Raw genomic sequence first — 23,286 nt, forward strand, 5'->3', positions numbered from 1 at the left:
CCGGCGCCCAGAGCCGCCCGCGAACCGGCCGAGCCGGTCGCAGGCCGCCCCGGCCCGCGCCGCTCCGGCCCCGAACCGCAACCGGCGGAGTAAGAGACATGCCACGCAAGGACACGCTCCTCTATCTCGACGGCGTCTCGGTCTCCTTCGACGGTTTCCGTGCCATCAACAACCTCTCGCTGGTGCTGCTGAAAGGCGAGATGCGCGCCATCATCGGGCCGAACGGCGCCGGCAAGACGACCATGATGGACATCATCACCGGCAAGACGCGGCCCGACACGGGCGAGGTCTATTTCGACGGTACGATCGATCTCACCCAGCATGACGAGGCCGACATCGCCATCATGGGCATCGGGCGCAAGTTCCAGAAGCCGACCGTGTTCGAAAGCCACACGGTCGAAGACAACATCCTGATGTCGCTGAAGGGCCCGCGCACCATCCTGCCGAACCTCTTTTGGAAGGAGACGACGGAGGCGCGGAGACGCATCGACGAGGTGCTGCAGCGCATCCGGCTCGCCCACCGCCGCGCCGACCTCGCCGCCAATCTCAGCCACGGCCAGAAGCAGTGGCTGGAGATCGGCATGCTGCTCGCCCAGGACCCGAAGCTGCTCCTGGTCGACGAACCGGTGGCCGGCATGACCGATGCCGAGACCGAGGAAACGGCGATCCTGCTCAAGGACATCGCACGCACGCACTCCGTCATCGTCGTCGAGCACGACATGCATTTCGTGCGCGAGCTCGGCGTCAAGGTCACCTGCCTGCACGAAGGTTCGGTCCTGTCGGAAGGCTCGCTCGACCATGTCTCGAGCGACCAGCGCGTGATCGAAGTCTATCTGGGGAGATGAGCTTGCGCAGCGTCAAGGCATCCGATCCCGATATCGGCCAGACTGCCTCGGAGAGCGGACTGTACCGGGTTGTGGAGAATGATGTGCCGACAAGACGCAGCGTGCTGCTTGGACTTGGCGCGGCAGGCGGCGCGGTCGCGCTCGGCGCCGGCGGCGTCGCCAGCGCCTACTGGAACGACATCTCGCAGATCCGCCAGACCCTTGCCGCAAAGCCGAGCACGGTCATCGAGACACGCCACGGCGCGCTGGAATATGCGCAAGCCGGCGAGGGGCCGCCGGTCCTCATGATCCACGGCACTGGCGGCGGTTTCGACCAGGGGCTGCTGTTTGCCCACCGGCTGGTGGATGCCGGCTACCGCGTCATCGCGCCGTCGCGCTTCGGCTATCTGCGCTCGGCCTTTCCCGACGATCCTTCTTCCGAGAACCAGGCGGATGCGCTGGTGGACCTGCTCGATCATCTGGGCATCGAGCGGATTGCAATTGCCGGCGGGTCGGCAGGCGCGCTGCCGGCGATGGCCTTCGCCATCCGCCACCCCCACCGCACGTCCGCGCTGATCCCCATCGTGCCGGCGGCTTACGCGCCGGGTCGGCCGCCGGCCCGCCCGTGGAGCGCGACGCAGACATGGGTCGCGGAAAACGTTTTGGCGTCCGACTTCCTGTTCTGGGCCGGCGTCACGGCCATGCGCGACACGATGATCCGCACGCTGCTTGCCACCGATCCGGCGCTGGTCGCCGCCGCCTCGCCCGCCGAACGGGACCGTGTTTCGGAAATCCTGCGCGGCATCCTGCCCGTCAGCGCGCGGGCGCGCGGGCTCCTGAACGACGCAAGGCTGGCCGGTAATCCCGCACCCATGGACCTTGCCGCCATTACGGCGCCGACACTCGCCATCTCGCTCGAGGATGACGCCTTTCTCACCGCCGACGCGGCCCGCCACATCGCCGAGACCGTGCCCGGATCGCGGCTGATCGTCTATCCGGATGGCGGCCATGTCTGGGCCGGGCGCGACGCACAGATGTTTTCCGCCATCGACACTTTCCTGCAAGAGATCGGGTATTCGCGCTGATGCTGACCATCGACAATGTGCGACTTCACTACGGTGCCGCCGAGGCGCTTCGCGGCGTCTCGATGACGGCCGCTTCGGGCAAGATCACCTGCGTGCTGGGGCGCAACGGCGTCGGCAAGACCAGCCTGATGCGGGCCATAGTCGGCCACCACAAGCTTTCATCCGGTTCGATTTCCTTAGAGGGGAAAACGCTCGACCGTAGCGCGCCGTCAGAGCGCGCGCGGTCGGGCATCGCTTTTGTGCCGCAGGGGCGCGAGATCTTTCCGCTGCTCACCGTGCGCGAGAACCTGGAAACCGGCTATGCCGGCCTCAAGCGCGCCGATCGCAACGTGCCCGACCATGTCTTCGAGCTCTTTCCGGTGCTCAAGGACATGCTGGGCAGGCGCGGCGGCGATCTGTCGGGCGGCCAGCAGCAGCAACTCGCCATCGGCCGGGCGCTGGTCATGCGGCCGAAGCTGCTGGTCCTCGACGAGCCGACGGAAGGCATCCAGCCTTCCATCATCAAGGATATCGGCCGCGCCATCCGCTTCCTGCGCGACCAGGCCGGCATCGCCGTGTTGCTTGTCGAACAATATCTCGATTTCTGCCGGGAACTCGCCGACGAGGTGCATATCATGGAGCGCGGCCGCATCGTGCATTCCGGGCCGGCCGAAAGCCTCGACCGGCCGGAAGTCAGGGCGCACCTGACCGTGTGAGGGCGCTCAGCGCGCCGCCGTCACCATGATCTCGACCAGGATCTTCGGATCGGCGAGCTTGGCCTCGACGGTGGCCCGCACCGGCAGGTTGTCCTTGTCGGACCATTCCGACCAGGCCGCGTTGAAGGCGGAAAAGTCGTTGATGTCCTTGAGCCAGACATTGGCGGTCAGAAGCTTCGACTTGTCGGTGCCGGCCTTGGCCAGATAGCTGTCGATCTCGGCCAGGATCTGGCGCGTCTGGCCCCCAACGTCGGCCGAGAGGTCGCTGGCGACATAGCCTGCCGTGTAGGCGGTGGTGTCGGTGACGACCAGCTTGGAGAAATTGGGCCCCTGGTCGAAGCGCTGAATGCTCATCTGTCTTTCCTTCTGACTGTTCCGTTCCCGTTGCCGGGCGCGCGCCACGCTATTGGCTGCGCCGTCGGGTGGCAATGCGGCGACCTCATTTGACCGATGGCGGGTCCTCGGGACGTGGGCGCACCACATGGCCCGAAACGCCCTGGCCGGCCGTCGCCGCAAGCGCGAGGAAAGGCACCACGGAAATGGCTGTGATGAAGCCGACGGTGAAGAACGCCCAGGAAAAGGCCGAAAGCCCCAACGTCTCGCCCGTGAAGACGCCATGCGCCTCGAGCAGAAGGCCCGCCACGGCGACACCGATGGCCACCGAAATCTGCTGCGTGACCGCCGACAGGGCCGTCGTCTGGCTGGCGTCGCGATGATCGATCTCGGCGAAGACAAGCGCATTGGCGGAGGTGAAGAAGAGCGAGCGCATGAGGCCCGAGCCCACCAGCACGACGAGGATCACCGCATAGGGCGTGTCAGGCGCGAAGAAGCCGTGGAACCCGATGAGCAGCGCCGACATCAGCGTGGTGACCACGAGCACGCTGCGGAAGCCGGCAAGGCGCAAGGTACGCTGCGCCAGGAACTTCATCCCGATGGCGCCGAAAGCGCTGACGAAGGTGAGCATGCCCGACTGGAAGGGGGACAGACCGAACCCGATCTGGAACATCAGCGGCAAAAGGAAGGGCACCGCGCCCGAGCCGATGCGAAACAGCGCATTGCCAAGGATCGCGACCTTCAGCACCGGATTGGCCAGCAGCCTGAGATCGAGCAGCGGGGCAGCGGCCCGGCGGGCATGGCGCAGATAGGCGATTGCCGCCACGATGCCGATCAGGAGCGTCGCCCCGCCGACTGCCGGCGGCAGCGCGGGCATCGACACGACGGAGAGGCCGAACACCACGCCCGATGCCGCAAGCGCGGCCAGCACGAAACCCTTGCTATCGATGCGCCCGGGTGGCGGGCTTTCGATCTCGGGCAGCACCCTTCCGGCCAGCCAGATGCCTGCAAGCCCGATCGGCACGTTGATGAGGAAGATCCAGTGCCAGGAGATGAAGGTGGTGATGAAGCCGCCGACGGGCGGGCCGACGAGCGGTCCGATCAGCGCAGGCACGGTCAGCCAGGCCATGGCGCCGACAAGATCGTTCTTGGCTGTTGCCCTGACCAGCACGAGGCGCGCGACCGGCACCATCATCGCCCCGCCCATGCCCTGCACGAAGCGCGACAGCACGAATTCCAGCAGGCTGTTCGACATGGCGCAGAAGATCGAGCCGACCACGAACACGCCCAGCGCGAAGCGGAACACGCGCTTGGCGCCGAAGCGGTCGGCCATCCAGCCCGAGACGGGGATGAAGATGGCCAGCGCCACGAAATAGGTGGTCAGCGCCAGCTTGAGCGTGATCGGGCTCGTGCCGATATCCGCCGCGATCGCCGGTAGCGCGGTCGAGATGACGGTCGCGTCCATGTTCTCCATGAACAGCGCCACCGCCAGGATGAGCGGCATGGTGCGGTTCAAGGGACGTGTCGGTTCGTGTCGGAGAGGCGGAACATTCGGGAGGCTGACATGGGCGCCCAACTAGCATGCTGCTTCAACCGGCTCAATCTGCCACGCGCGGCTAAGCTTCCCTCGCCTTGCGTCACCTTCGCGTGAAGGCCTTGCCGCGGGCGGCGGTCGCGCCAGTTGGGGTTGCACGGGAATTCACACCTCGTCAGAAGGGAGACTTGCAGATGGGCCTCACGACGAGCCGCCGCACGGCGCTGAAACTGGGAGCCGCCTCGCTGGCGGCAATGGGAGTACCGCAGATCATGACACGTGCCGCCCATGCCGAGACAGCCGACGCGGCCGATCTTTACGCGGGCATCCGCACCTTCCGGGTCGGCCAGTTCGAGGTGACTGCCATTCGCGATGGCGGGCGCGCCATGGAAGGCCCGCATCCGATCTTCGGCGAAAACCAGGATGCCGAGGCGGTGGCCGAACTGCTGGAGGAGAACTTCCTGCCGGCGGATCGTTTCGTCAACGGCTTCACCCCGGTTCTTGTCAATACCGGCAGCGAGCGCGTGCTTTTCGATACGGGGCTGGGCGCCGGCGCGCGGCAGGGCGGTCTCGGCCAGTTGCGCGCGCGGCTGGAGGCGGCAGGCCACGCCCCCGACGCGATCGACGTCGTCGTGCTCACCCATTTCCACGGCGATCATATTGGCGGGCTGATGGAAGAAGGCGGGCCGGCCTTCCCGAACGCGCGCTATGTGGCCGGCCAGGCTGAATACGATTTCTGGACCCATGAGGACCGCCTGTCGGGTCCAACGGAGAATTCGGCCCGCGCCGTCCAGGCCAATGTGGTGCCTTTTGCCGACAACATGATGTTCCTGGCCGAGGGCGACGAGGCGGTGGCGGGCATCACCGCCTTGGAGGCTTTCGGCCATTCGCCGGGCCACATGATCTATCACCTCGAATCGGAAGGCGAACGGCTGCTTCTGACGGCCGACACGGCCAACCACTACATCGCCTCGCTGCGCCGCCCCGACTGGCATGTGCGCTTCGACATGGACAAGGAAGCGGCGGCTGCCACGCGTCGCCGCGTCTTCGACATGGTGGCCGCCGAGCGCATCCCCTTCCTCGGCTACCACATGCCTTTTCCCGGCGTCGGCTTCATCGAGACGCTAGACGAGGGCTATCGCTACGTGCCGGCGAGCTACCAGTTCGAACTGTAGCCGCCGGGCAGGCTATCGCTCGCCGCCGCCAGTGTCGTCCGGCCGATCGGCCTCGCCCTGCCGCCCCGGGGCGAGGAAGAAGCTCCAGAACGCATAGCCCGCCATGACGAGGAAGATCACGGCCCAGACATGCTGCTCGTTGATCCACTCGAAGACGCCCCACCCGCCCGCGACCACGACAATGAGCACGCGCACCCAGAGCGGGCGCAGCCAGTCATGGTTCATGTCGAAGAGTTTCATCGCGTCCCTTTCCCTCACTGGCCAACCGACCTCGCCATGCGATAGTGGAAGCCGGGAGGGGCCGCAAATGGAACAGCTCGTATTTCTCGATTATGCCGGCGTGGCCGTGTTCGCCGCGACCGGCGCGCTGGCGGCCTCGCGCAAGCAGCTCGACGCCATCGGATTCGCGTTCATGGCGGGAATCACCGGGATCGGAGGCGGGACACTGCGCGACCTGATCCTCGGCGTGCCGGTCTTCTGGATCGAGAACCACGACTATATCCTGGTCTGTGCCGGCGTCGCGCTGCTGGTCTACTTCACCGCGCATCTGGTCGAGTCCCGCTACAGGCTGCTGCTGTGGCTCGATGCGACGGGGCTCGCCGCCTATTCGGCCTTCGGCGCCTATAAGGGCCTGCTTGTGACCGGCTCGCCCCTGGTCGCGATGGTGACCGGAATCCTGACCGCGACCTTCGGCGGCATCCTGCGCGACGTGCTCTCTGGCGAGCCCTCCGTGCTGCTGCGGCCGGAAATCTACGTGACCGCCGCGCTGGCAGGCGCAGCGGCCTTCACGGCGGCCGATCTCGCCGGCCTGCCGCTTCTGGCCGCCGCGGCTATCGCCTTTGCCAGCGCCTTCGCGGTCAGGGCCGGTGCGCTGCGTTTCGGGTGGCGGCTGCCGCGTTACCGCAGCCGCCCCGGACGCCGGCCCGACGAGATCGACTGAGGTTCAGCCGAGCCCGTGCTGCTGCGCCTTCTCCTTGAGGCTGTGCTGCGGGCGGGGACCGATCTGCTGGATGATCAGCCCGGCCGCCAGGCTGCCGAGCGCGCCGCAATCGGCCAGCGGCCGCCCCTTGGTATAGCCGTGCAGGAAACCCGCGGCATAGAGATCGCCGGCACCCGTCGTGTCGACCAGCTCGCCAATCTCCAGCGGCTCGATCTGGATGGTCTCCTGCCCGCGAACCAGGACGGAGCCCTTCTCGGACCGCGTCACGATGCCGAGGCGGCAATCCTTGCGGAACGCGTCGAGCCCGGCCTCGAAGGAGGCGGTCTGGTAGAGCGACTTCATCTCGCTCTCGTTGGAAAAGACGATGTCGACGGTGCGCGAGCGCATCAGTTCGAGAAATTCCTCGCGGTAGCGGTCGACGCAGAAGGGGTCAGACAGCGTCATCGCCACCTCGCGATCCGCGGCATGGGCCTGATCGGCCGCGATGCGGATCGCCTCCTTGGCGCGCGGGGGATCCCACAGATAGCCCTCGAAATAGGTGACGCGGGCGCCCTTGGTCTTGTCTTCCTCGACATCCTCCGGGCCGAGTTCCACGCAGGCGCCGAGATAGGTGTTCATCGAGCGCTCGCCGTCCGGGGTCACGAAGATCATCGAGCGCGCGGTCGGCGGATCCTGGGTGAGGGGCTTCGTGTCGAAGGCCACGCCCTGGGCGCGGATGTCATGGGCGTAGATGTCGCCGAGACTGTCATTTGCGACCTTGCCGAAGAATGCCGCCTTGCCGCCGAAGCTGGCGACGCCCGCCGCCGTGTTGCCCGCGCTGCCGCCGGAGGTCTCGATGGCCGGCCCCATGCGGTCATAGAGCAGCTTTGCGCGATCGGCGTCGATCAGGTTCATCGCTCCCTTGATGATGTGGTTGTCGACGAGGAAGTCGTCGTCACAGCGGGCGATGATGTCGACGATGGCATTGCCGACGCACAGAACGTCGTAATCGGTCATGGTTTTCTCCAATTGGGCCCGACCGGACGGCCGGGCTTTCTGGGTGCGGGCATGGTTTATCGCCTGGGCCGGGAGATTGAAAGGGTGGGGCGCGAGACGCCGGCCATTGCATGAAGGGGACGGCCAAGGCAGAACACGCTCATGCTTATCCGCCCTGTCCAAGCCGGCGACCACGACGCCATTTGGTCCATTATCGGTCCGACCATCCGGGCCGGGGAGACCTATACGCTCGATCGCGACCTGTCGCGCGATGCGGCGCTCTCCTATTGGCTGGGATCGGACAAGGAGACCTTCGTTGCCGAAGTGGAAGGGCGCATTCTGGGCACCTACTATCTGCGCGCCAATCAGGGCGGCGGCGGCCGGCATGTGTGCAATTGCGGCTACATGACCGCGCCGGAAGCCGCCGGCCGCGGGGTGGCCCGCGCCATGCACGACCACTCGCTGGCGCGCGCGCGCCAGCGCGGTTTCCGCGCCATGCAGTTCAATTTCGTCGTGTCGACGAATGAACGCGCGGTCAGGCTCTGGCAGTCGCTCGGCTTTGAGACCGTGGGCCGGCTGCCGCGCGCCTTCGACCATCCCGTCGAAGGCATGGTCGACGCGCTGGTGATGTATCGGGATCTCTAGACGTGCCGGACGGCGGGGCCGGCCGGCACGTGCGCGTCACACGTCCAGATTGGCCACGCTGAGCGCGTTTTCCTGGATGAACTCGCGCCGCGGTTCCACTTCGTCGCCCATCAGGCGCGAGAACAGGGAATCGGCGTCCGTCGCGTCATTGACCTTGACCTGCAGCAGCGAGCGGGCGTTCGGGTCGAGCGTGGTTTCCCACAATTGCTCTGAATTCATCTCGCCCAGCCCCTTGTAGCGCTGCAGCGAGAGCCCCTTGCGGCCGGTGGCGAAGACCGCATCCAGAAGCGCCATGGGACCCGAGATGTTCTCGCTCTTGTCATTGCGGCGCAGGACGGGCGACTTGTAGTAGATTTCCTGAAGTCGCTCGGTGTAGCGGTCGATGGCGCGGGCGTCGGCCGAACCGATCAGCGCGGCATCGAGCACGACGGTCTCCTTCACGCCCCTGACGGTGCGTTCGAAAACATAGCCGCCGGTGCCGTCATTGGCGGTATTGAGACGCCCTTCCCAACCGCGCTCGGTCTCGTCGGCGATCGTGTCCAGCCGCTCGGCCACATAGGTGGCGGCCGTCATGGCCTTGGCCGTGTCGGCAAGGACGGCGGCATTCATCGCGCCGGCGATGGCCGCCTGCTCGACAACGGCGCGGTCGAAGCGCGTGTGCAGGCCGTTGATGAGCGCCCGAAGCCCCAGCGCATCGTCGATCAGCGCGCGCAGATCGTTGCCCGAGCGCACCTCGCCATTGGAGAGCTCCAGTGATGCTTCTTCCAGGCCCGAACTGATGAGGAAGTTCTCGAAGGCCGGCTCGTCCTTGATGTACTGCACCGACTTGCCGCGCGTGACTTTGTAGAGCGGCGGCTGGGCGATGTAGAGATGCCCATGCTCGATCAGTTCCGGCATCTGGCGGAAGAAGAAGGTGAGCAGCAGCGTTCGGATATGGGCGCCATCGACGTCGGCGTCCGTCATGATGATGATCTTGTGGTAGCGCAGCTTGGCGAGGTTGAACTCGTCCTTGCCGATGCCGGCGCCGAGCGCGGTGATCAGCGTGCCGATCATGTCGGAGCCGAGCATGCGGTCGAAGCGGGCCCGCTCGACATTCAGGATCTTGCCGCGGAGCGGCAGGATGGCCTGGTTCTGGCGCGAGCGCCCCGACTTGGCCGAGCCGCCGGCCGAGTCACCCTCGACAATGAAGATTTCGGACTTGGCCGGATCGCGTTCCTGGCAGTCGGCGAGCTTGCCGGGCAGCGAGGTGATGTCCAGCACGCCCTTGCGCCGTGTCAGCTCGCGCGCGCGCCGCGCCGCTTCGCGGGCGGCCGCTGCTTCCGCTACCTTGGCAACCAGTGTCTTGGCTTCGGCCGGATGTTCTTCCAGCCAGGTGGCAAGCGCCTCGTTGACCAGGCCTTCCACGACCGGCCGCACCTCGGAGGAGACCAGCTTGTCCTTGGTCTGCGAGGAGAATTTCGGGTCCGGCACCTTGACCGACAGCACCGCCGTCAGGCCCTCGCGGCTGTCGTCGCCGGTGATCGACACCTTCTCCTTCTTGGCGATGCCGGAGGCCTCGGCATAGCTCGTGATCTGGCGCGTGAGCGCCCCGCGGAAGCCGGCCAGATGGGTGCCGCCGTCGCGCTGGGGAATGGTGTTGGTGAAGGCCAGCACGTTCTCGTGGTAGCTGTCGTTCCACCACATCGCGACCTCGACGGAAATCCCGTCTCGTTCGGCCGAAATGGCGATCGGCGCATCGATCAGCGGCTTCTTGGCGCGATCGAGATAGCGCACGAAGGCTTCCAGCCCGCCCTCGTAATAAAGCTCGGCCACCTTCACATCGGCATGCCTTGCATCGGTGAGCACGATGCGCACGCCGGAATTCAGGAAGGCGAGTTCGCGCAGCCTGTGCTCGAGCGTGTTGTAGTCGAAATTCACCATGGTGAAGGTTTCGGCCGAGGGCTGGAACGTGATCTCCGTGCCCGTCTCGCCGCCGGCATCGCCCGTGACGGCCAGCGGCCCGTCGGCGACGCCATGGGTGAAGCTCATCTCATGGATCTGGCCCTTGCGGCGGATCTTCATCTTCAGCCACACGGACAGCGCGTTGACGACCGAGACGCCGACGCCGTGCAGGCCGCCAGAGACCTTGTAGGAATTCTGGTCGAATTTACCGCCGGCATGGAGCTGGGTCATGATGACCTCGGCCGCCGAGACGCCTTCGCCCGTGTGCATGTCGGTGGGAATGCCGCGCCCATTGTCGGTCACGGTGACCGAGCCGTCCGGATTGAGCGTCACGGTGACCTTGTCGGCATGGCCGGCCAGCGCCTCGTCGATGGCGTTGTCGACCACCTCATAGACCATGTGATGCAGGCCCGAGCCGTCATCGGTGTCGCCGATATACATGCCGGGGCGCTTGCGCACCGCATCCAGGCCCTTGAGAACCTTGATGGAATCCGCGCCGTATTCGGCGTTGCCGCCATTCTGCGTTTCGGGTGTATCGGTCATGCGTGCTTTTTCGTCCTGACGGGGTGGAAAGGGATGCCACCAGAGGGACCGCGAATCAGCGGATTAAGACAGGACAGATATAGGCATTTCAGCCTGAAATTCCAAGGTTTCCGGCGGTTTTTGGACAGGTTTGGAGCCCGAAACGGGATCGTGGTGCCCGCCATGGCGCATTGTTCATTTGCCGCCGGCACTGGGGGTCCCTATCTCAATCCTCATGGACACAAAACCCGCGCCCTTCGTGCCGCCCGCGCCCCGGCCCAGGCAGAAGCCGCCCTCGACGCTGCAGATGCTGCGCATCGTCAACAAGAACCCGCTCGAACTGTGGGGCGAGCCGTCCTACAACAAGCCCTGGATCTCGATCTCGACCGGCATCGGCGGACCGCTGGTGATCGCCAACGATCCCGGCCTGATCCGCCACGTGCTGGTCGACAACGCCAAGAACTACAAGATGGCGAAGGTGCGCCAGAAGATCCTGCGCCCGATCCTGCGCGACGGGCTCCTGACCGCCGAGGGCCAGGTCTGGCGCCGTTCGCGCAAGGCCATGGCACCGGTCTTCACGCCGCGCAGCATCCACGGCTTCGCGCCCGCCATGCTCAGATGCACGGAGGCTTTCGCCGCGCGCTACGAGAATGCCGCCGGCCCGGTCGACGTGTCGCGCGACATGACGATGCTGACATTCGACATCCTCGCCGAGACGCTGTTTTCCGGCGAGATCGCCGGCGAGGCGGGCAGCTTTGCCCATCAGGTCGACCGGCTCTTCGAGACCATGGGCCGCGTCGACCCGCTCGACATCATCGGCGCGCCCGACTGGCTGCCGCGCATCACCCGCATCAGGGGGCGCGCATCGCTGGCCTTCTTCCGCCGCATCGTGGCCGAGACGATGGAGATGCGAAGGGGCAAGATGGAGGCCGATCCCCAATCCGTGCCGGAAGATTTCCTCACCCTGCTTCTCCGCGCAGAAGGCCCGGAAGGGCTGACGCGCGGCGAGGTCGAGGACAACATCATCACCTTCATCGGCGCCGGTCACGAGACCACGGCACGCGCGCTGGGCTGGGCGATCTACTGCCTCTCGCAGGCGCCCTGGGAACGCGAGCGGATCGAGGAGGAGATCGACCGGGTGCTGCCAACCACCCCCGACCCGACCGATTGGCTTGACGCCATGCCGTTCACCCGCTCGGCCTTCGAGGAGGCGATGCGGCTTTATCCGCCGGCCCCCTCGATCAACCGCGAGGCGATCGAGCCCGACCGCTACGAGGATCTGGAGATCCGCAAGGGCGCGCAGATCCTGGTCATGCCCTGGACGGTCCACCGCCACCGTGCGCTCTGGGACCGGCCGGACGCCTTCATGCCCGAACGCTTCCATCCCGGAAACCGCGAGAAGCTGGATCGCTACCAGTACCTGCCCTTCGGCGCCGGCCCGCGCATCTGCATCGGCGCGCAATTCGCCATGCAGGAGGCGGTGATCGCTCTTGCCGTGCTGATGTCGCGCTTCCGGTTCGAAAGCCTGCCGGAGACCAAGCCGTGGCCGGTGCAGAAGCTCACCACCCAGCCGCAGGGCGGGCTTCCGATGAAGGTGGTGCGGCGCTAGATGTCCGGACATTGATTTCCGTAGCAATCTGACATATCTTTGATTGCACATGAAATTGACAGGCGCAGCGATGTCTCTTGCCGAAGCCCGACAGCCGCAGACCGAACTCGTGATCGCCAAGGCGTTGCTGCGTGCTGCCGATCTGCTCGGCGTGACGGCGAAGGAACTGTCGCGCATCGTCGGCGTCTCCGAAGCGACTCTCTCCCGCCTCAAGCGAAACCCGTCCGACGCCGGCCGCCTCATCGGCAAGCCGCAGGAACTCGCACTGCTCTTCATCAGGCTCTACCGATCGCTGGATGCTATCCTGGGCGGCGACGATTCCGCCGCGCGCCGCTGGATGCGGGCCGACAACGCCGCCCTTGGGGCCCCGCCTCTCCAGCGTATACGCACCGTCGACGGACTGGCCCATGTCCTTGCCTATCTGGACGCCCGCCGCGCTCCGCTCTGAAGCACGTGCCCGGTCGGGCTCGTGCTGGCGTCTGGTCGAGGCCCAGCACCGCGTCTCGACAATGAAACTTGTCGACACGCTGGACGAGCAGGCCTTGCTCGAGGCCGAACTCGAGCGCACGAAGCCGCCTGTGCCGCCCGAGTGCCGGCACCTTCATTATCTCCTGGCCTCGCCCTTTCGCTACGGGCGCTACCCAGGCAATTCGCGCTTCCGGCGCGAGGGCTATACGCCCGGCGTCTTCTATGCCGGGGAAAAGGTCGAGACGGCGGTCGCGGAAACGGCCTTCTACCGGCTGCTCTTTTTCGCGGAGAGTCCGGACACCCCATGGCCAGCCAATCCGCTTGAGTTCACGGCCTTTTCGACACGCTTCGAAGCGGCTTTCGCCATTGACCTTACGGCTGAACCTCTGGCTGCCGACGCATCGGCCTGGACGCATCCGACCAGCTATGAGGCCTGCCTGACGCTCGCCGATGCGGCACGGGAGGCCGGCATCGAAGCGATCCGATACCGTTCGGTTCGTGATCCTCATGGCGGGGCCAATCTGGCTTTGCTGACCTGCCGTGCGTTCGCCGCAGGGCGGCCGTCGCAATACGCCACCTGGCGACTATCGCTGTCGGCGGCCGGGGTGGCGGCGCTCAGTGACCGGCCGGCCCAAGGACTGCAGTTCACGCTCGACGGTTTCGCCGCCGACGCGCGCCTGTCCGTGCTCGCCAGCCGAAGGAAAGGCTGAGTTCCCGCCTCATACCATCGCAAAGACCCGTGCCAAGCCACCGGTGCCGTTCCTGACTTTCGGCGCGCCGACAACAAGCGTGGCGCCGGATGCCGGCAGTTCGCCCAGATTGGCGACGCATTCGATGCCGTAGCGCCCGCTCGGCAGCCAGGAATAGTGGACCGCGAAATCGGCCGAGGGGCCGTGGTCGAGCGACAGCGTGTCGACCGCGATGACGCGGGCGCCCGTTTCCGCCATCAGCATGTCGGTGGCTTCCGGATGAAAGCCCGGGAAATGCATGCCCCCATCGGCATCGGCATTGCGGAACATGTCGGTGTCGACATGGCGGTCCCAGCCAGACAGCATGGCGATGCAGGCGCCCTCCGGGATGTCGCCATGCTCGGCGACCCAGGCGGCGATGTCGTCGGGTGTCACCTGCGCGTCCGGGTCGGCTTCGGCACGCTCGCGGATGTCGATGATGGCGAGCGGGCAGACCAGTTGCTCCACGGGAAGCTCGGCCACCGAAGCGCCGTCCTCGGAAAAGTGCAGCGGCGCGTCGATATGGGTGCCGACATGCTCTTCCATCGTCCAGATGTTGAGATTGTAGCCGTCCGACCCGATCTCGTATTTGGGTTCCATGAAGAACTGCTGCTCGCCGGCAAAGGTCGGAAAGGCCTCGTGCAGCTCGTGCGTCAGGTCGATGGCCCGCATGGGGCTCGCCGCCTGCGCGAAGAGCGGCCGCGGCGCGGCAGTGGCGGCAAGGGCGGCGGCGCCCGCAGCCACCGCGCTGCCCCGGAAGAAGTCACGCCGGCTCAGCATCCGCGACTTCACGCTCTCGACGACACAATGATGGCACATGGTCCGCTCCTGGCTGGTTGTTGAAAAGCCAGAGTGATCCTCAAGTGCCGCTACGTAAAGCAGAAAATCGCCTCAGCGCCCGCCTTGGAAGATGTTCTCGACATGCACGGGCCAGCGCCGCGGAAGCACCGCGACCAGATCGTAGCGGATCGAAAGCCTGCCATGGTCGGGCTGGCGCGAAAGCCACAGATCGCCGGCCGCCTCGATGCGCCGCTGCGCCATGGGCGTGACGGCATCCATCGCTTGCGTGAGCGTCGGCCGCGCCTTGACCTCGACGATGGCGATCACGTCGCCGCGCCTGGCGATCAGGTCGATCTCGCCGAGCTTCGTGCGGAAGCGGCGCGCCAGGATGCGGTAGCCCTTGATGGAGAGCGCGAGCGCGGCCAGCCACTCGCCGCGATGGCCCCTGCCATGGGCGCGCCGGCGCCTGTGGGCGGCATCAGCCGGCATCGCCCTTGAGTTCCATCAGCCGGCGATAGAGATCGGCCTTCTTCGTGCCCGTCATGCGCGCCGCCTCTCCGGCAGCCCTCGAGGCCCCCATCTCGGCGGAAAGCGCCAGAAGCAGCCGGTCGGTGTCTTCCGCCGAGGCCGGCTCCTCCGCCAGTGGCGGACCGACGCAGACCACGATCTCGCCCTTCGGCGTGTCGGCCTCGGCGTAATGCGCGGCAAGGGCGGCGAGAGTGCCGCGCCGCGCTTCCTCGAAGGTCTTGGTCAGCTCCCGGCACACCGCGGCCGGCCTGTCGCCCAGCACCTCCGCCATGGAGCGCAGCGACGCCGCCAGCCGGCGCGGGGATTCGAAGAATACCAGCGTCCCGGGCACGGCCTTCAATTCATCGAGCCGCGTCCGGCGCTGGCCGTCCTTGGCAGACAGGAAGCCGGCGAAGAAGAAGGCGTCGCTCGGCAGGCCGGAAACGGCAAGCGCCGCCAGCACCGCTGAGGCTCCCGGAATCGGCACCACCCTGATGCCCGCCTCGATGGCGGCCTCGACCAGCCTGTGGCCGGGATCGGAGACGAGCGGCGTGCCGGCATCGGAGGCCAGCGCCACCGAGCGGCCGGCCGCAAGCTCGGCGATCAGTTTCGGCCCCGCGCTGTCTGCATTGTGCTCGTGATAGGCGCTGGCGCGGCGGCGGATGCCGTAGCGCTCCAGAAGCACCCGCGTGACGCGCGTGTCCTCGCAGGCCATCACGTCGGCGGCCGCCAGCACCTGCAGCGCACGGATGGTGATGTCGGAAAGATTGCCGATCGGCGTCGCCACCAGATAAAGCGCCGGCTCGAGCGGCGGGGCCGTGAACGCGCTCTGCCCGATGAGGAAGGTGGCGGGGCCGGCACTCATGGCGTGCTCCAGGGATTGAGTGTTTCAAGCCCAAGGGAAGCGAAGTCGCGGAGGTTCCGCGTGACGAGATGCAGATCATGAACCATCGCCGTGGCGGCCAGGAAGGCGTCCATGATGCTGAGTGCGTTCCCCTTGCGCTGGGAGTCGGCGACGATATCGCCCCATTGCAGCGAAATCGGCTGGTCGACCGAAAGGATGCGTCCCGAAAACCTGGCGGGAAGCTGGTGGGCAAGCCAGGTGGCCAAGGCCTCGCGGCGCCTGCTTTCGGGGAGCAGCCGCACGCCCTTGCGGATTTCCGCCAGCGAAATGACGCTAATGAAGGTCCGGTCCTCATCGACCTCGTGCAGCCAGCGCAGCACCTGGTGATCGGGCTCGGGTCGGCGAACCTCCGACAGGACATTGGTATCGAGGAGGAAGCTCACAGCTTCACGTCGCGGGGCATCTCGCGCGATCGCTCGATTTCGATCTCGGATCCGCGCAAGGGAGAGGCCAGCAGAAATTCGGCCAGCGATCCCTTTCGGTCCGTCTTGCGGCCCCACTCCTCGGGGGAGACCAGCACAGCGGCGGGCTTGCCGTTGCGCGTGATCATCTGGGGCTCGCTTCCGGCGCGCTCCACCACTTCTGAAAAGCGCGCCTTGGCGTCGGCGATGCTCCAGGACGTCGGTTTCCCGTCTGCGCTCATCGTGCCGCCACCTCCAAGAATGACCATCTTGACTATAAATGGTCGCGGCCCACCCGAAAAGCCATGTGTCAGCTCGCCAGATCGGCCACCACGGCGTCGAGCACGATCATGCCGGCGGGCGTGGCACGCAGGGCGTGGTTGCCAACGGGGGCGACCAGCTCCTCGTCCTGCAGCGCGGCGATGCGCCTGTTGGACAGTGGCCGGCCCGACAGCGCCTCGTAGCGCGCCAGGTCGATGCCCTCGACGAGCCTCAGCCCCATCAGGAGATATTCGTCCGCCTCTTCCGAGCGCGTCAGCACTTCGCCGCCGGTGATGCCGTTGCCGCGCGCCTCCACCAGATTGGCCCAGGTCTCCGGCATTCTCTCGGTGAAGGTCACGACGCGCCGCCCATCCTCGATGAAGCGGCCATGGGCGCCCGGTCCGACGCCGACATATTCGCCATAGCGCCAGTAGACCAGATTGTGCTGGCTCTCGGCTCCAGGCCTGGCGTGGTTGGAGATCTCGTAGGCCGGCAGGCCATGGGCGGCGCTAACCTCCTGCGTCAGCCGGTAAAGCTCGGCCGCGTGATCGGGGTCGGGGATGGGGATCTTGCCGGCCGCATGCAGCGCGTGGAAGGGCGTGCCTTCCTCGATGGTGAGTTGATAGAGCGACAGATGGTCGGCGGCATGGCCGATCGCCGCTTCGAGTTCCGCCTGCCAGGCTTCGAGCGTCTGTCCCGGCCTCGCATAGATCAGGTCGAAGGAAAGGCGCGGGAAGGTCTCGCGCGCCAGCCGGATCGCGTGCAGTGCCTGTTCGACCGAATGCAGCCGGCCGAGGAAGCGCAGATCCGTATCGTTGAGGGCCTGGACGCCCAGCGAGACGCGGTTGACGCCGGCGTCGCGGTAGCCCGCGAAGCGCTCCGCCTCCACGGAAGAGGGATTGGCTTCGAGCGTCACCTCGATGCCGGCCGGCACCGTCCAGTTGGCGGCAACGGCCTCGAGCACCGCGCCCACCGTTTCGGGCTTCATCAGCGACGGTGTTCCGCCGCCCAGAAAGATCGAGGTAACGGTACGCGGGCCGGTGCGTTGCCGCATCGACGCCATTTCGCGCGCGAAAGCGGCGGCGAAGCGTTCCTGGTCGACGGCGCCGTGGCGCACATGGGAATTGAAGTCGCAATAGGGGCACTTGGCCGCGCAGAACGGCCAGTGGATGTAAACGCCGAAACCCGGATCTCGCGACGCGTTCATGCCTGTTCCAGCACCGCGTCCGAAAACAGCGCGAAGGAGCGGGCGCGGTGCGACAGCGGCTTGGTCAACCCGTGCTTTTCGGACGGCTCCATCTCGCCGAAGCTACGCTCATGCCCGTCGGGCTGGAAGACCGGATCGTACCCGAATCCCTTTTCGCCGCGCGGCGGCCAGACCAGCGTACCGTCGACCTCGCCGCGGAAATATTCCGCGTGCCCGTCGGGCCAGGCCAGGCAGAGCACGGAGACGAACCGGCCGGTTCGCTGTGAGGGATCAGTTGCTCCGACAGCCTGCAGCTTCTCTTCGGTCAGCGCCATGGCGTGGCCGAAATCGCGGCTGCCATCGGGCATCGTGGCCCAGTCGGCCGTGTAGACGCCGGGCGCGCCATCGAGCGCGTCGACGGCCAGCCCCGAATCGTCGGCAAGCGCGGGCAGGCCGGTGGCGGCGGCCGCGGCGAAGGCCTTTAGATAGGCGTTTTCCTCGAAGGTCGTGCCGGTCTCGTCGGGCTCCGGCAGGCCGTATTCGGCGGCCGAGCGCGCCTCCAGGCCGTAAGGCGCGATCATTTCGGCGATCTCGACGAGCTTGCCCTTGTTGTGGCTGGCCACGACCAGCTTCCTGCCTTCGAGCTTGCGCATCACAGTCCCCAGATCTTCGGATTGGCGAATTCGATCGAATTGCCCGACGGGTCACGGAAATAGATCGAGCGCCCGCCCTTGGGCCATTCGAACTCGGATTCGATTGCCACGCCGTGCTCGGCGAGATGCTGCTTCCAGCGGTCGATCTCTTCCTCGGTGGCGCGAAAACAGACATGCCCTTCGCCGCGCATGCCATGGGGCGGCACGGGCAGTTTCGCGTCGGGTGCCGGCGGCGTGGCGGTCTCGGCCGGATTGAAGATCAGCAGGACGCCGTCTCCGCAGCGGAAGAAGACGTGGCGATCGCCGACCCGGCTCAGGCGCTCGAGGCCGAGCACGTCGTGGTAGAAGGCCTCCGCCGCATCCAGGTCTTCGGCGTAGAGCGCGGTTTCGAGGATGCCGGTCGGCGTCATGATCGCCTAGCCGATTGCCATTTTCTGCAGGTCGACAAGCCGGGCGATGCCGTCCTTGGCGAGCTTGAGCAGGGCCGAAAACTCTTCCTCGGAGAAGGGTGCGCCTTCCGCCGTGCCCTGGATTTCCACGATGCCGCCCGTGCCCGTCATGACGAAATTGGCGTCGGTCTCGGCCGTGGAATCCTCGTCGTAGTCGAGGTCGATCACTGGCTGGCCCTGGTGGATGCCGCAGGAGATCGCCGCGACATGGTCCTTCACGACGCGCGAGACCGAGGCCATCTGCCGGGCCTCCATCCACGAGAGGCAATCATGCAGCGCGATGAAGCCGCCGGTGATCGCCGCCGTGCGCGTGCCGCCATCGGCCTGGATGACGTCGCAATCGACCGTGATCTGCTTTTCGCCCAGCGCCTGAAGGTCGCAGACGGCGCGCAGCGAGCGCCCGATCAGCCGCTGGATTTCCAGCGTGCGCCCGCCCTGCTTGCCGCTTGAGGCTTCGCGACGCATGCGCTCGCCGGTGGCGCGCGGCAACATGCCGTACTCGGCCGTCACCCAGCCCTTGCCGGAATTGCGCAGCCATGGCGGCACCCGTTCTTCGAGGCTTGCCGTGCAGAGCACATGGGTATGGCCGAACTTGACCAGGCAGGAACCTTCGGCATGGCGCGATACGCCGCGTTCGAAGGACACGGCCCGCATTTCGTCGGGCTGGCGTTTGGATGGGCGCATATGTGCTCGCTCTGGCTCTGAATCGCGTATGGCTGCGCTTCTAACGCTCCTGTCGGCGGGTGGCAAAGGGAAATGGGCAGGAGGGATCGTCCGGCGCTCCCGCGGCTTATTTTGCAGCCGGCCTTGTTTCGGACACGAGAAACAACTATGTTCCAGTCATCGATCTTGCTTGACGAACTTTGTTACCGCGCTTCGGCGCCCGACGATCTTCCTAACAATATCGATCTGAACCGTTTGCCGGTCGAAATCGACCGGTGGACATTTTCGTTTGTCGATTGAAAGGATATCGTCATGACTACTGGTACCGTGAAGTTCTTCAATTCCACCAAGGGTTACGGCTTCATTCAGCCCGACGATGGCGCAACGGACGTTTTCGTCCACATCTCCGCCGTCGAACGCGCTGGCATGCACAGCCTGACCGAAGGTCAGAAGGTCAGCTTCGAAATCGTCCAGGACAAGCGTTCTGGCAAGAATGCCGCGGAGAATCTCCAGGCTGCATGAATGCTCATCTTCGATGTGTGACCACGGATGTACTGGCACCATCTAGAGGATGAACCGGAGAGGTCGGGCGCAGGCCCGGCCTTTTTTCGTTTCTGCCTGATTGAAAGGAGCCGTCATGAGCGCCATCATCACCAAGGATAATCTGTTCCGTCCGTCGCGGTCGAAGGCCGAGACCAAGGCGCAGGTGACCGACAACGCCGCGCGCGCCATCATCGATGCAGAGGTCGACAGCCGCGAGGCCAAGACCGAACGGCTGAGACAAGCCCGCATGAAGATGGAGGCCGAGCAGGCCGCCAACGAGGAAGCCGCACCGGCCAAGAAGACGCGCGCCAAGGCCAAGCCGGCCGCGACCAAGGCAAAATCGACCGCCAAGGCCAAGCCCGCGGCAAAGAAGGCCTGATCTGGCGGGCCGGCCCTAAAGCCGGCCAGCCTCGATGATGCGCTGCAGAAACTGCTGTGTGCGCGGGTCTTCGGGGCGCGAGAGGAGCTTCGCCGGCGGACCTTCCTCCAGAATTCGTCCGCCCTCCAGGAAGCAGACGCGATCGCCGACATCGCGCGCGAACCCCATCTCATGTGTGACGATGACCATCGTCATGCCCTCATCCTTCAGACCCTTGATGATCCTCAGCACCTCGCCGATCAGTTCGGGGTCCAGCGCCGCCGTCACCTCGTCGAGAAGCAGGACGTCGGGCCGCGAAGCCAGAGACCGCACGATCGCCACGCGCTGCTGCTGGCCGCCGGACAATTGCTCCGGATAGCTGGCGGCGAAATCCTCCATGCCGAACAGCGCCAGCAGGTGGCGCGCCCTCTCTTCCGCCTCCGCGCGCTTTATCCCGTGCACCCTGCGCGGGGCGAGCGTGATGTTGTCGAGCACCGTCATGGTGGGAAAAAGATTGTAGGACTGGAAGACGATGCCGATGCGCTTCTGCAAGCCCGTCGCGCCGAAGCTCTGATCCTCGATCGAAACCCCGTCCAGCCGGATTTCGCCGTGGTCGAAATCGACCAGCCGGTTGATGCAGCGCAGCAGCGTCGACTTGCCCGACCCCGATGCGCCGATCAGGCAGACCACCTCGTGGCGCGAGACCGCGAGGCTGACATCGTCGAGCACAAGGCGGTCACCGTAATATTTGGTGACCGCGTCGATGTCGATTTTTGGGGTCATCCGGCCCTCTGCAGGCGGCGTTCGCGGTCTTTGCGGGTCACGTAGTCGGCGAGCCGTGCCATTGGGATCGTGGCGAGCAGGAACAGCCCGGCCGCCACCACCAGCGAGGAATAGTTGAAGGTCGTGGCGGTGTAGATCTGCGCCTCGCGCACCGCGTCGCGCACGCCCAGCACCGACAGGAGCGCAACATCCTTCTGCAGCGCGACCACGATGTTCATCAGCGCCGGCAGCACGTTGCGCAAGGCTTGCGGCAGGACCGCATAGATCATGGTCTGCGCTTCCGTGAGCCCCAGCGACTTGGCCGCTGCCCACTGCCCTTCATGCACCGCGTCGATCCCGGAACGGTAGATTTCCGCGACATAGGCCGAATAGGACAGGATCATCGCCACCGAACCCCAGAACAGCGCGCTGTTGGGCAGGCCCGGCAGGTTCAGCGCGGGGATGCCGAAACCGAAAAGCAGCACCAGGAGCAGCACGGGAATGCCGCGAAAGATGTCGATATAGACGACGACCATCAACCGGAAGGGCGCGAACCAGGGTGCGCGCAGCGAGCGCACGAGTGCCAGCACCAGGGCCCACAGCGCGATGCAGAACAGCGCCGTCAGCCAGATGCGCATCGAAATCCAGAAGCCCGACAGGACGCGCGGAAATGCTTCCGCCATCGCGTTCACATTGAAGAACTGCAACTGCACGCGCGGCCATTGCGCGGCGGAGGTGATCCACCAGCCGAGCGCGCCGAAGACGATGACGATGCTGAGAATGCTGATGACGGTCGGGCGCACCGCCTTGCGCCAGTCGTCGCGACGGCGAGGGGGCAGGGGGCGGCGAACCGCCACCCCGTCGACGGGCGCGTCCGCAGGCGGCAGGCTCATTCGGTGATCATCTGCAGATCGGGATCGGCCACGAGATACTGGCTCTGGAGGTCCGCGACGACCCCTCTTTCGATGACCGATGACAGCGCGTCATCGACCCATTCGACCAGCGGATTGCCATATTCGAACAAGAGGCCGTGGCCGCGATCGTTCTCGTCGGCCGGCAGCATGGCGACGATGCCGGCTTCGGGAATCTGCACCGCGGTGGCAAACAGCGCGGTCGGCAGGGCCGCCAGCGTCGCGTCGATCTGGCCGGCCTGCATCGCCTGGAAGACGCCGATCTGGTCGTCATAGACGGCGGCTTCCTGCACATCCAGAATGTTCTCCAGATAGGCAAGGTCGGTGGTGCCGATCACCGCGCCCCAGCGGGCGTTCCGCAGGTCGTCGAAGCTTGTCGCGCCTTCAACCGGGCTGCCGGGAAGCGCGATCACCGCCTTCTCGGGCTGGAAATAGACCTGGCTGAAGGTGACGACCTCCGCGCGCGCCTCGGTCACGGAGATCTGCTGGATGGCGAAGTCGAAATCCTTCGGACCGGGCGCGATGGTCTGATCGAAGGTATTGCCGACCCAGACGACATCCTCCCGGGCGAAGCCCATTTCCTCGGCCAAGGCGTAGATGAGGCCGTTCTCGAAGCCCTCGCCGCCCGCGGGATCGTTGTTCAGCATCCAGGGCGGATAGACCGGATCGCCGGTACCGACAGTCAGCTTGCCGGGCGTGACGAGGCGCGGATCGTTCGTCGTGCGCTCGTCGGCCATGACGGCCGCGCCTGCCAGCGTGAGCGAAAACAGTGCCGCGGCGCCGATCTTGCCCAACTTCACAATGGACTCATTCATACCCGTCTCCCTCACCCTCAGGTCGCAGCCAGTGTCAGTGCCGATGAAATTTCGCGCAGCATAGCGCCAGCGCCAAAAGTGGCGCAAGCCAAAGCTGGCCGCTTCCCACAGCATGCGGGGAAGGAGGGGGCGGTGTCAGGTGCGGTCCGGTGCCGGTTCCTCGTCGAACTCGCGCACCAGCCCGAGAAACCGTCGGAAGAACCGCTCCATGTGATTGAGCGTCTGCTCGAAATCCTGCTCGGAGGGCACGGAGGATTGTGGCTGCGAGCCCGGACGCTCCAGTTCAGCCACCCGCTCTTCCAACCGTTCGAGACGTGTTTCCAGATCGCCGATCTCGCGGTGGTAGGCTTCGCGTTCGTCGACGGCCGCCCGGCAGACGAGTTCGACGCCGCGCTCGCGGCAGACCGACATCTGGCCGGTGGCAAGGTCCATGCGCACGAAGCCGTCTTCCGAGCGTTCCATGCGATAGCGCTCGGCGTCCTGGGCAGAAGCGGGTGCGGCCGCGACGAGGGCGCTGGCAAGGACAAGGATCACGGGTCTTGCAGTCATGATGATGCCTCCTTCTGAAAGGCTGGACGAAGATGGCCACCCCAATGTGCCCGAATTGCGGTGAACTCGC

At 65.9% G+C, this 23,286-nt stretch carries 29 protein-coding genes; 11 read left to right on the forward strand and 18 right to left on the reverse strand.

All coding sequences use genetic code 11. From position 1 onward, the window contains the following. The first annotated feature begins 98 nt into the window (after window positions 1-98). From urtD to urtE, 3 genes are read left to right on the forward strand one after another with little or no spacing between them, the layout of a single operon-like run. A complete protein-coding gene (gene urtD / locus GRZ55_RS16575) occupies window positions 99-845 on the forward strand; it encodes an urea ABC transporter ATP-binding protein UrtD (RefSeq protein WP_169288073.1) in 747 nt (248 codons plus the stop codon). Between the two features lie 2 nt (window positions 846-847). Next, on the forward strand, window positions 848-1,909 hold the full coding sequence (locus GRZ55_RS16580; protein WP_169288074.1) for an alpha/beta fold hydrolase: 1,062 nt from the start codon (window positions 848-850) through the stop codon (window positions 1,907-1,909). Further along, entirely contained in the window at window positions 1,909-2,604 is a 696-nt protein-coding gene (gene urtE, locus GRZ55_RS16585; RefSeq protein WP_169288075.1) for an urea ABC transporter ATP-binding subunit UrtE, read from the forward strand. The genes GRZ55_RS16580 and urtE overlap by 1 nt, the downstream gene beginning before the upstream one ends. A gap of 6 nt (window positions 2,605-2,610) precedes the next feature. On the opposite strand, the gene GRZ55_RS16590 is transcribed toward urtE, so the two are convergent. Together GRZ55_RS16590 and GRZ55_RS16595 are read right to left on the reverse strand one after the other, a co-directional pair. Further along, the gene (locus GRZ55_RS16590; RefSeq protein WP_169288076.1) at window positions 2,611-2,958 is read right to left on the reverse strand and encodes a RidA family protein; all 348 of its coding nucleotides are present in this window, start codon (window positions 2,956-2,958) and stop codon (window positions 2,611-2,613) included. A gap of 85 nt (window positions 2,959-3,043) precedes the next feature. Beyond that, the gene (locus GRZ55_RS16595; RefSeq protein ID WP_169288077.1) at window positions 3,044-4,453 is read right to left on the reverse strand and encodes an MFS transporter; all 1,410 of its coding nucleotides are present in this window, start codon (window positions 4,451-4,453) and stop codon (window positions 3,044-3,046) included. A 290-nt stretch (window positions 4,454-4,743) separates the two neighbouring features. On the opposite strand from GRZ55_RS16595, the gene GRZ55_RS16600 reads away from it, so the two are divergent. Continuing rightward, on the forward strand, window positions 4,744-5,646 hold the full coding sequence (locus tag GRZ55_RS16600; protein ID WP_246734833.1) for an MBL fold metallo-hydrolase: 903 nt from the start codon (window positions 4,744-4,746) through the stop codon (window positions 5,644-5,646). Window positions 5,647-5,658: 12 nt separating this feature from the next. On the opposite strand, the gene GRZ55_RS16605 is transcribed toward GRZ55_RS16600, so the two are convergent. Then, window positions 5,659-5,886: a DUF3329 domain-containing protein gene (locus GRZ55_RS16605; RefSeq protein WP_169288079.1), complete on the reverse strand. Its 228-nt coding sequence runs from the start codon at window positions 5,884-5,886 to the stop codon at window positions 5,659-5,661. Window positions 5,887-5,953: 67 nt separating this feature from the next. Between GRZ55_RS16605 and GRZ55_RS16610 the strand changes: the two genes are divergently transcribed. Next, window positions 5,954-6,586: a trimeric intracellular cation channel family protein gene (locus GRZ55_RS16610; protein WP_169288080.1), complete on the forward strand. Its 633-nt coding sequence runs from the start codon at window positions 5,954-5,956 to the stop codon at window positions 6,584-6,586. Window positions 6,587-6,589: 3 nt separating this feature from the next. Here the strand turns inward: GRZ55_RS16610 and GRZ55_RS16615 are convergent, their stop codons facing one another. Then, complete coding sequence (locus GRZ55_RS16615) at window positions 6,590-7,582, reverse strand: adenosine kinase (RefSeq protein ID WP_169288081.1); 993 nt, start codon at window positions 7,580-7,582, stop codon at window positions 6,590-6,592. A gap of 141 nt (window positions 7,583-7,723) precedes the next feature. On the opposite strand from GRZ55_RS16615, the gene GRZ55_RS16620 reads away from it, so the two are divergent. Beyond that, the gene (locus tag GRZ55_RS16620) at window positions 7,724-8,206 is read left to right on the forward strand and encodes a GNAT family N-acetyltransferase (RefSeq protein WP_169288082.1); all 483 of its coding nucleotides are present in this window, start codon (window positions 7,724-7,726) and stop codon (window positions 8,204-8,206) included. Between the two features lie 36 nt (window positions 8,207-8,242). On the opposite strand, the gene gyrB is transcribed toward GRZ55_RS16620, so the two are convergent. Further along, window positions 8,243-10,690 (reverse strand): DNA topoisomerase (ATP-hydrolyzing) subunit B, encoded by a 2,448-nt coding sequence (gene gyrB, locus GRZ55_RS16625; protein ID WP_169288083.1) that lies wholly within the window; start codon window positions 10,688-10,690, stop codon window positions 8,243-8,245. 214 nt (window positions 10,691-10,904) lie between these two features. Between gyrB and GRZ55_RS16630 the strand changes: the two genes are divergently transcribed. From GRZ55_RS16630 to GRZ55_RS16640, 3 genes are all read left to right on the forward strand, one after another. Continuing rightward, window positions 10,905-12,278, forward strand: a complete 1,374-nt coding sequence (locus GRZ55_RS16630; RefSeq protein ID WP_169288084.1) for a cytochrome P450 — start codon at window positions 10,905-10,907, stop codon at window positions 12,276-12,278. Between the two features lie 70 nt (window positions 12,279-12,348). Further along, window positions 12,349-12,726, forward strand: coding sequence for an MbcA/ParS/Xre antitoxin family protein (locus GRZ55_RS16635; protein WP_169288085.1), 378 nt, complete (start codon window positions 12,349-12,351; stop codon window positions 12,724-12,726). After that, the gene (locus GRZ55_RS16640; RefSeq protein ID WP_169288086.1) at window positions 12,686-13,456 is read left to right on the forward strand and encodes an RES family NAD+ phosphorylase; all 771 of its coding nucleotides are present in this window, start codon (window positions 12,686-12,688) and stop codon (window positions 13,454-13,456) included. The genes GRZ55_RS16635 and GRZ55_RS16640 overlap by 41 nt, the downstream gene beginning before the upstream one ends. 9 nt (window positions 13,457-13,465) lie before the next feature. Here GRZ55_RS16640 and GRZ55_RS16645 read toward each other — a convergent pair whose 3' ends face one another. The 9 genes from GRZ55_RS16645 to rph all read right to left on the reverse strand — a co-directional run bounded on the left by GRZ55_RS16645 (window position 13,466) and on the right by rph (window position 19,299). Then, complete coding sequence (locus GRZ55_RS16645) at window positions 13,466-14,293, reverse strand: cyclase family protein (RefSeq protein WP_169288087.1); 828 nt, start codon at window positions 14,291-14,293, stop codon at window positions 13,466-13,468. A gap of 72 nt (window positions 14,294-14,365) precedes the next feature. After that, window positions 14,366-14,743, reverse strand: a complete 378-nt coding sequence (locus tag GRZ55_RS16650) for a YraN family protein (RefSeq protein WP_169288088.1) — start codon at window positions 14,741-14,743, stop codon at window positions 14,366-14,368. Continuing rightward, window positions 14,733-15,626: a 16S rRNA (cytidine(1402)-2'-O)-methyltransferase gene (rsmI, locus tag GRZ55_RS16655; protein ID WP_169288089.1), complete on the reverse strand. Its 894-nt coding sequence runs from the start codon at window positions 15,624-15,626 to the stop codon at window positions 14,733-14,735. Before rsmI ends, GRZ55_RS16650 begins: the two co-directional genes overlap by 11 nt. Then, on the reverse strand, window positions 15,623-16,048 hold the full coding sequence (locus tag GRZ55_RS16660; RefSeq protein WP_169288090.1) for a type II toxin-antitoxin system VapC family toxin: 426 nt from the start codon (window positions 16,046-16,048) through the stop codon (window positions 15,623-15,625). Before GRZ55_RS16660 ends, rsmI begins: the two co-directional genes overlap by 4 nt. Continuing rightward, window positions 16,045-16,308, reverse strand: a complete 264-nt coding sequence (locus tag GRZ55_RS16665) for a type II toxin-antitoxin system Phd/YefM family antitoxin (RefSeq protein ID WP_169288091.1) — start codon at window positions 16,306-16,308, stop codon at window positions 16,045-16,047. The genes GRZ55_RS16660 and GRZ55_RS16665 overlap by 4 nt, the downstream gene beginning before the upstream one ends. A 68-nt stretch (window positions 16,309-16,376) precedes the next feature. Beyond that, window positions 16,377-17,534, reverse strand: coding sequence for a radical SAM family heme chaperone HemW (gene hemW, locus GRZ55_RS16670; protein WP_169288092.1), 1,158 nt, complete (start codon window positions 17,532-17,534; stop codon window positions 16,377-16,379). Further along, window positions 17,531-18,166, reverse strand: a complete 636-nt coding sequence (locus GRZ55_RS16675; protein ID WP_169288093.1) for a non-canonical purine NTP pyrophosphatase — start codon at window positions 18,164-18,166, stop codon at window positions 17,531-17,533. Before GRZ55_RS16675 ends, hemW begins: the two co-directional genes overlap by 4 nt. Continuing rightward, complete coding sequence (locus GRZ55_RS16680; protein ID WP_169288094.1) at window positions 18,166-18,576, reverse strand: VOC family protein; 411 nt, start codon at window positions 18,574-18,576, stop codon at window positions 18,166-18,168. The genes GRZ55_RS16675 and GRZ55_RS16680 overlap by 1 nt, the downstream gene beginning before the upstream one ends. A 6-nt stretch (window positions 18,577-18,582) precedes the next feature. Next, a complete protein-coding gene (rph, locus tag GRZ55_RS16685) occupies window positions 18,583-19,299 on the reverse strand; it encodes a ribonuclease PH (RefSeq protein WP_169288095.1) in 717 nt (238 codons plus the stop codon). Window positions 19,300-19,590: 291 nt separating this feature from the next. Between rph and GRZ55_RS16690 the strand changes: the two genes are divergently transcribed. After that, complete coding sequence (locus tag GRZ55_RS16690) at window positions 19,591-19,800, forward strand: cold-shock protein (protein ID WP_169288096.1); 210 nt, start codon at window positions 19,591-19,593, stop codon at window positions 19,798-19,800. Window positions 19,801-19,915: 115 nt separating this feature from the next. Further along, window positions 19,916-20,200 carry a hypothetical protein gene (locus tag GRZ55_RS16695; RefSeq protein WP_169288097.1) on the forward strand — a complete coding sequence of 95 codons (285 nt, stop codon included), beginning with the start codon at window positions 19,916-19,918 and terminating at the stop codon, window positions 20,198-20,200. Between the two features lie 15 nt (window positions 20,201-20,215). On the opposite strand, the gene GRZ55_RS16700 is transcribed toward GRZ55_RS16695, so the two are convergent. The 4 genes from GRZ55_RS16700 to GRZ55_RS16715 form a co-directional block, all read right to left on the reverse strand. Next, window positions 20,216-20,962: an amino acid ABC transporter ATP-binding protein gene (locus GRZ55_RS16700; RefSeq protein WP_169288098.1), complete on the reverse strand. Its 747-nt coding sequence runs from the start codon at window positions 20,960-20,962 to the stop codon at window positions 20,216-20,218. Next, a complete protein-coding gene (locus GRZ55_RS16705; RefSeq protein WP_169288099.1) occupies window positions 20,959-21,834 on the reverse strand; it encodes an amino acid ABC transporter permease in 876 nt (291 codons plus the stop codon). The genes GRZ55_RS16700 and GRZ55_RS16705 overlap by 4 nt, the downstream gene beginning before the upstream one ends. Then, a complete protein-coding gene (locus GRZ55_RS16710) occupies window positions 21,831-22,667 on the reverse strand; it encodes an ABC transporter substrate-binding protein (RefSeq protein WP_169288100.1) in 837 nt (278 codons plus the stop codon). The genes GRZ55_RS16705 and GRZ55_RS16710 overlap by 4 nt, the downstream gene beginning before the upstream one ends. Window positions 22,668-22,802: 135 nt before the next feature. Then, window positions 22,803-23,216, reverse strand: a complete 414-nt coding sequence (locus GRZ55_RS16715; protein ID WP_169288101.1) for a hypothetical protein — start codon at window positions 23,214-23,216, stop codon at window positions 22,803-22,805. Window positions 23,217-23,286 lie beyond the last annotated feature (70 nt).

The organism is Chelativorans sp. ZYF759 (genome assembly GCF_012911015.1).
In the GTDB taxonomy this organism is placed as follows: Bacteria; Pseudomonadota; Alphaproteobacteria; order Rhizobiales; family Rhizobiaceae; genus ZYF759.

What these genes read in the sequence shown, in the direction of transcription:
- GRZ55_RS16605 (WP_169288079.1), bottom strand. Translation starts at nt 5,886, where the DNA reads ATGAAACTCTTCGACATGAACCATGACTGGCTGCGCCCGCTCTGGGTG.
- GRZ55_RS16645 (WP_169288087.1), bottom strand. Translation starts at nt 14,293, where the DNA reads ATGTGCCATCATTGTGTCGTCGAGAGCGTGAAGTCGCGGATGCTGAGC.
- GRZ55_RS16700 (WP_169288098.1), bottom strand. Translation starts at nt 20,962, where the DNA reads ATGACCCCAAAAATCGACATCGACGCGGTCACCAAATATTACGGTGAC.
- GRZ55_RS16620 (WP_169288082.1), top strand. Translation starts at nt 7,724, where the DNA reads ATGCTTATCCGCCCTGTCCAAGCCGGCGACCACGACGCCATTTGGTCC.
- GRZ55_RS16675 (WP_169288093.1), bottom strand. Translation starts at nt 18,166, where the DNA reads ATGCGCAAGCTCGAAGGCAGGAAGCTGGTCGTGGCCAGCCACAACAAG.
- urtD (WP_169288073.1), top strand. Translation starts at nt 99, where the DNA reads ATGCCACGCAAGGACACGCTCCTCTATCTCGACGGCGTCTCGGTCTCC.
- GRZ55_RS16600 (WP_246734833.1), top strand. Translation starts at nt 4,744, where the DNA reads ATGACACGTGCCGCCCATGCCGAGACAGCCGACGCGGCCGATCTTTAC.
- GRZ55_RS16640 (WP_169288086.1), top strand. Translation starts at nt 12,686, where the DNA reads ATGTCCTTGCCTATCTGGACGCCCGCCGCGCTCCGCTCTGAAGCACGT.
- GRZ55_RS16650 (WP_169288088.1), bottom strand. Translation starts at nt 14,743, where the DNA reads ATGCCGGCTGATGCCGCCCACAGGCGCCGGCGCGCCCATGGCAGGGGC.
- GRZ55_RS16710 (WP_169288100.1), bottom strand. Translation starts at nt 22,667, where the DNA reads ATGAATGAGTCCATTGTGAAGTTGGGCAAGATCGGCGCCGCGGCACTG.
- GRZ55_RS16690 (WP_169288096.1), top strand. Translation starts at nt 19,591, where the DNA reads ATGACTACTGGTACCGTGAAGTTCTTCAATTCCACCAAGGGTTACGGC.
- GRZ55_RS16665 (WP_169288091.1), bottom strand. Translation starts at nt 16,308, where the DNA reads ATGAGCGCAGACGGGAAACCGACGTCCTGGAGCATCGCCGACGCCAAG.
- GRZ55_RS16705 (WP_169288099.1), bottom strand. Translation starts at nt 21,834, where the DNA reads ATGAGCCTGCCGCCTGCGGACGCGCCCGTCGACGGGGTGGCGGTTCGC.
- GRZ55_RS16635 (WP_169288085.1), top strand. Translation starts at nt 12,349, where the DNA reads ATGTCTCTTGCCGAAGCCCGACAGCCGCAGACCGAACTCGTGATCGCC.
- gyrB (WP_169288083.1), bottom strand. Translation starts at nt 10,690, where the DNA reads ATGACCGATACACCCGAAACGCAGAATGGCGGCAACGCCGAATACGGC.
- GRZ55_RS16610 (WP_169288080.1), top strand. Translation starts at nt 5,954, where the DNA reads ATGGAACAGCTCGTATTTCTCGATTATGCCGGCGTGGCCGTGTTCGCC.
- hemW (WP_169288092.1), bottom strand. Translation starts at nt 17,534, where the DNA reads ATGAACGCGTCGCGAGATCCGGGTTTCGGCGTTTACATCCACTGGCCG.
- GRZ55_RS16615 (WP_169288081.1), bottom strand. Translation starts at nt 7,582, where the DNA reads ATGACCGATTACGACGTTCTGTGCGTCGGCAATGCCATCGTCGACATC.
- GRZ55_RS16680 (WP_169288094.1), bottom strand. Translation starts at nt 18,576, where the DNA reads ATGACGCCGACCGGCATCCTCGAAACCGCGCTCTACGCCGAAGACCTG.
- GRZ55_RS16695 (WP_169288097.1), top strand. Translation starts at nt 19,916, where the DNA reads ATGAGCGCCATCATCACCAAGGATAATCTGTTCCGTCCGTCGCGGTCG.
- rph (WP_169288095.1), bottom strand. Translation starts at nt 19,299, where the DNA reads ATGCGCCCATCCAAACGCCAGCCCGACGAAATGCGGGCCGTGTCCTTC.
- GRZ55_RS16590 (WP_169288076.1), bottom strand. Translation starts at nt 2,958, where the DNA reads ATGAGCATTCAGCGCTTCGACCAGGGGCCCAATTTCTCCAAGCTGGTC.
- rsmI (WP_169288089.1), bottom strand. Translation starts at nt 15,626, where the DNA reads ATGAGTGCCGGCCCCGCCACCTTCCTCATCGGGCAGAGCGCGTTCACG.
- GRZ55_RS16715 (WP_169288101.1), bottom strand. Translation starts at nt 23,216, where the DNA reads ATGACTGCAAGACCCGTGATCCTTGTCCTTGCCAGCGCCCTCGTCGCG.
- urtE (WP_169288075.1), top strand. Translation starts at nt 1,909, where the DNA reads ATGCTGACCATCGACAATGTGCGACTTCACTACGGTGCCGCCGAGGCG.
- GRZ55_RS16630 (WP_169288084.1), top strand. Translation starts at nt 10,905, where the DNA reads ATGGACACAAAACCCGCGCCCTTCGTGCCGCCCGCGCCCCGGCCCAGG.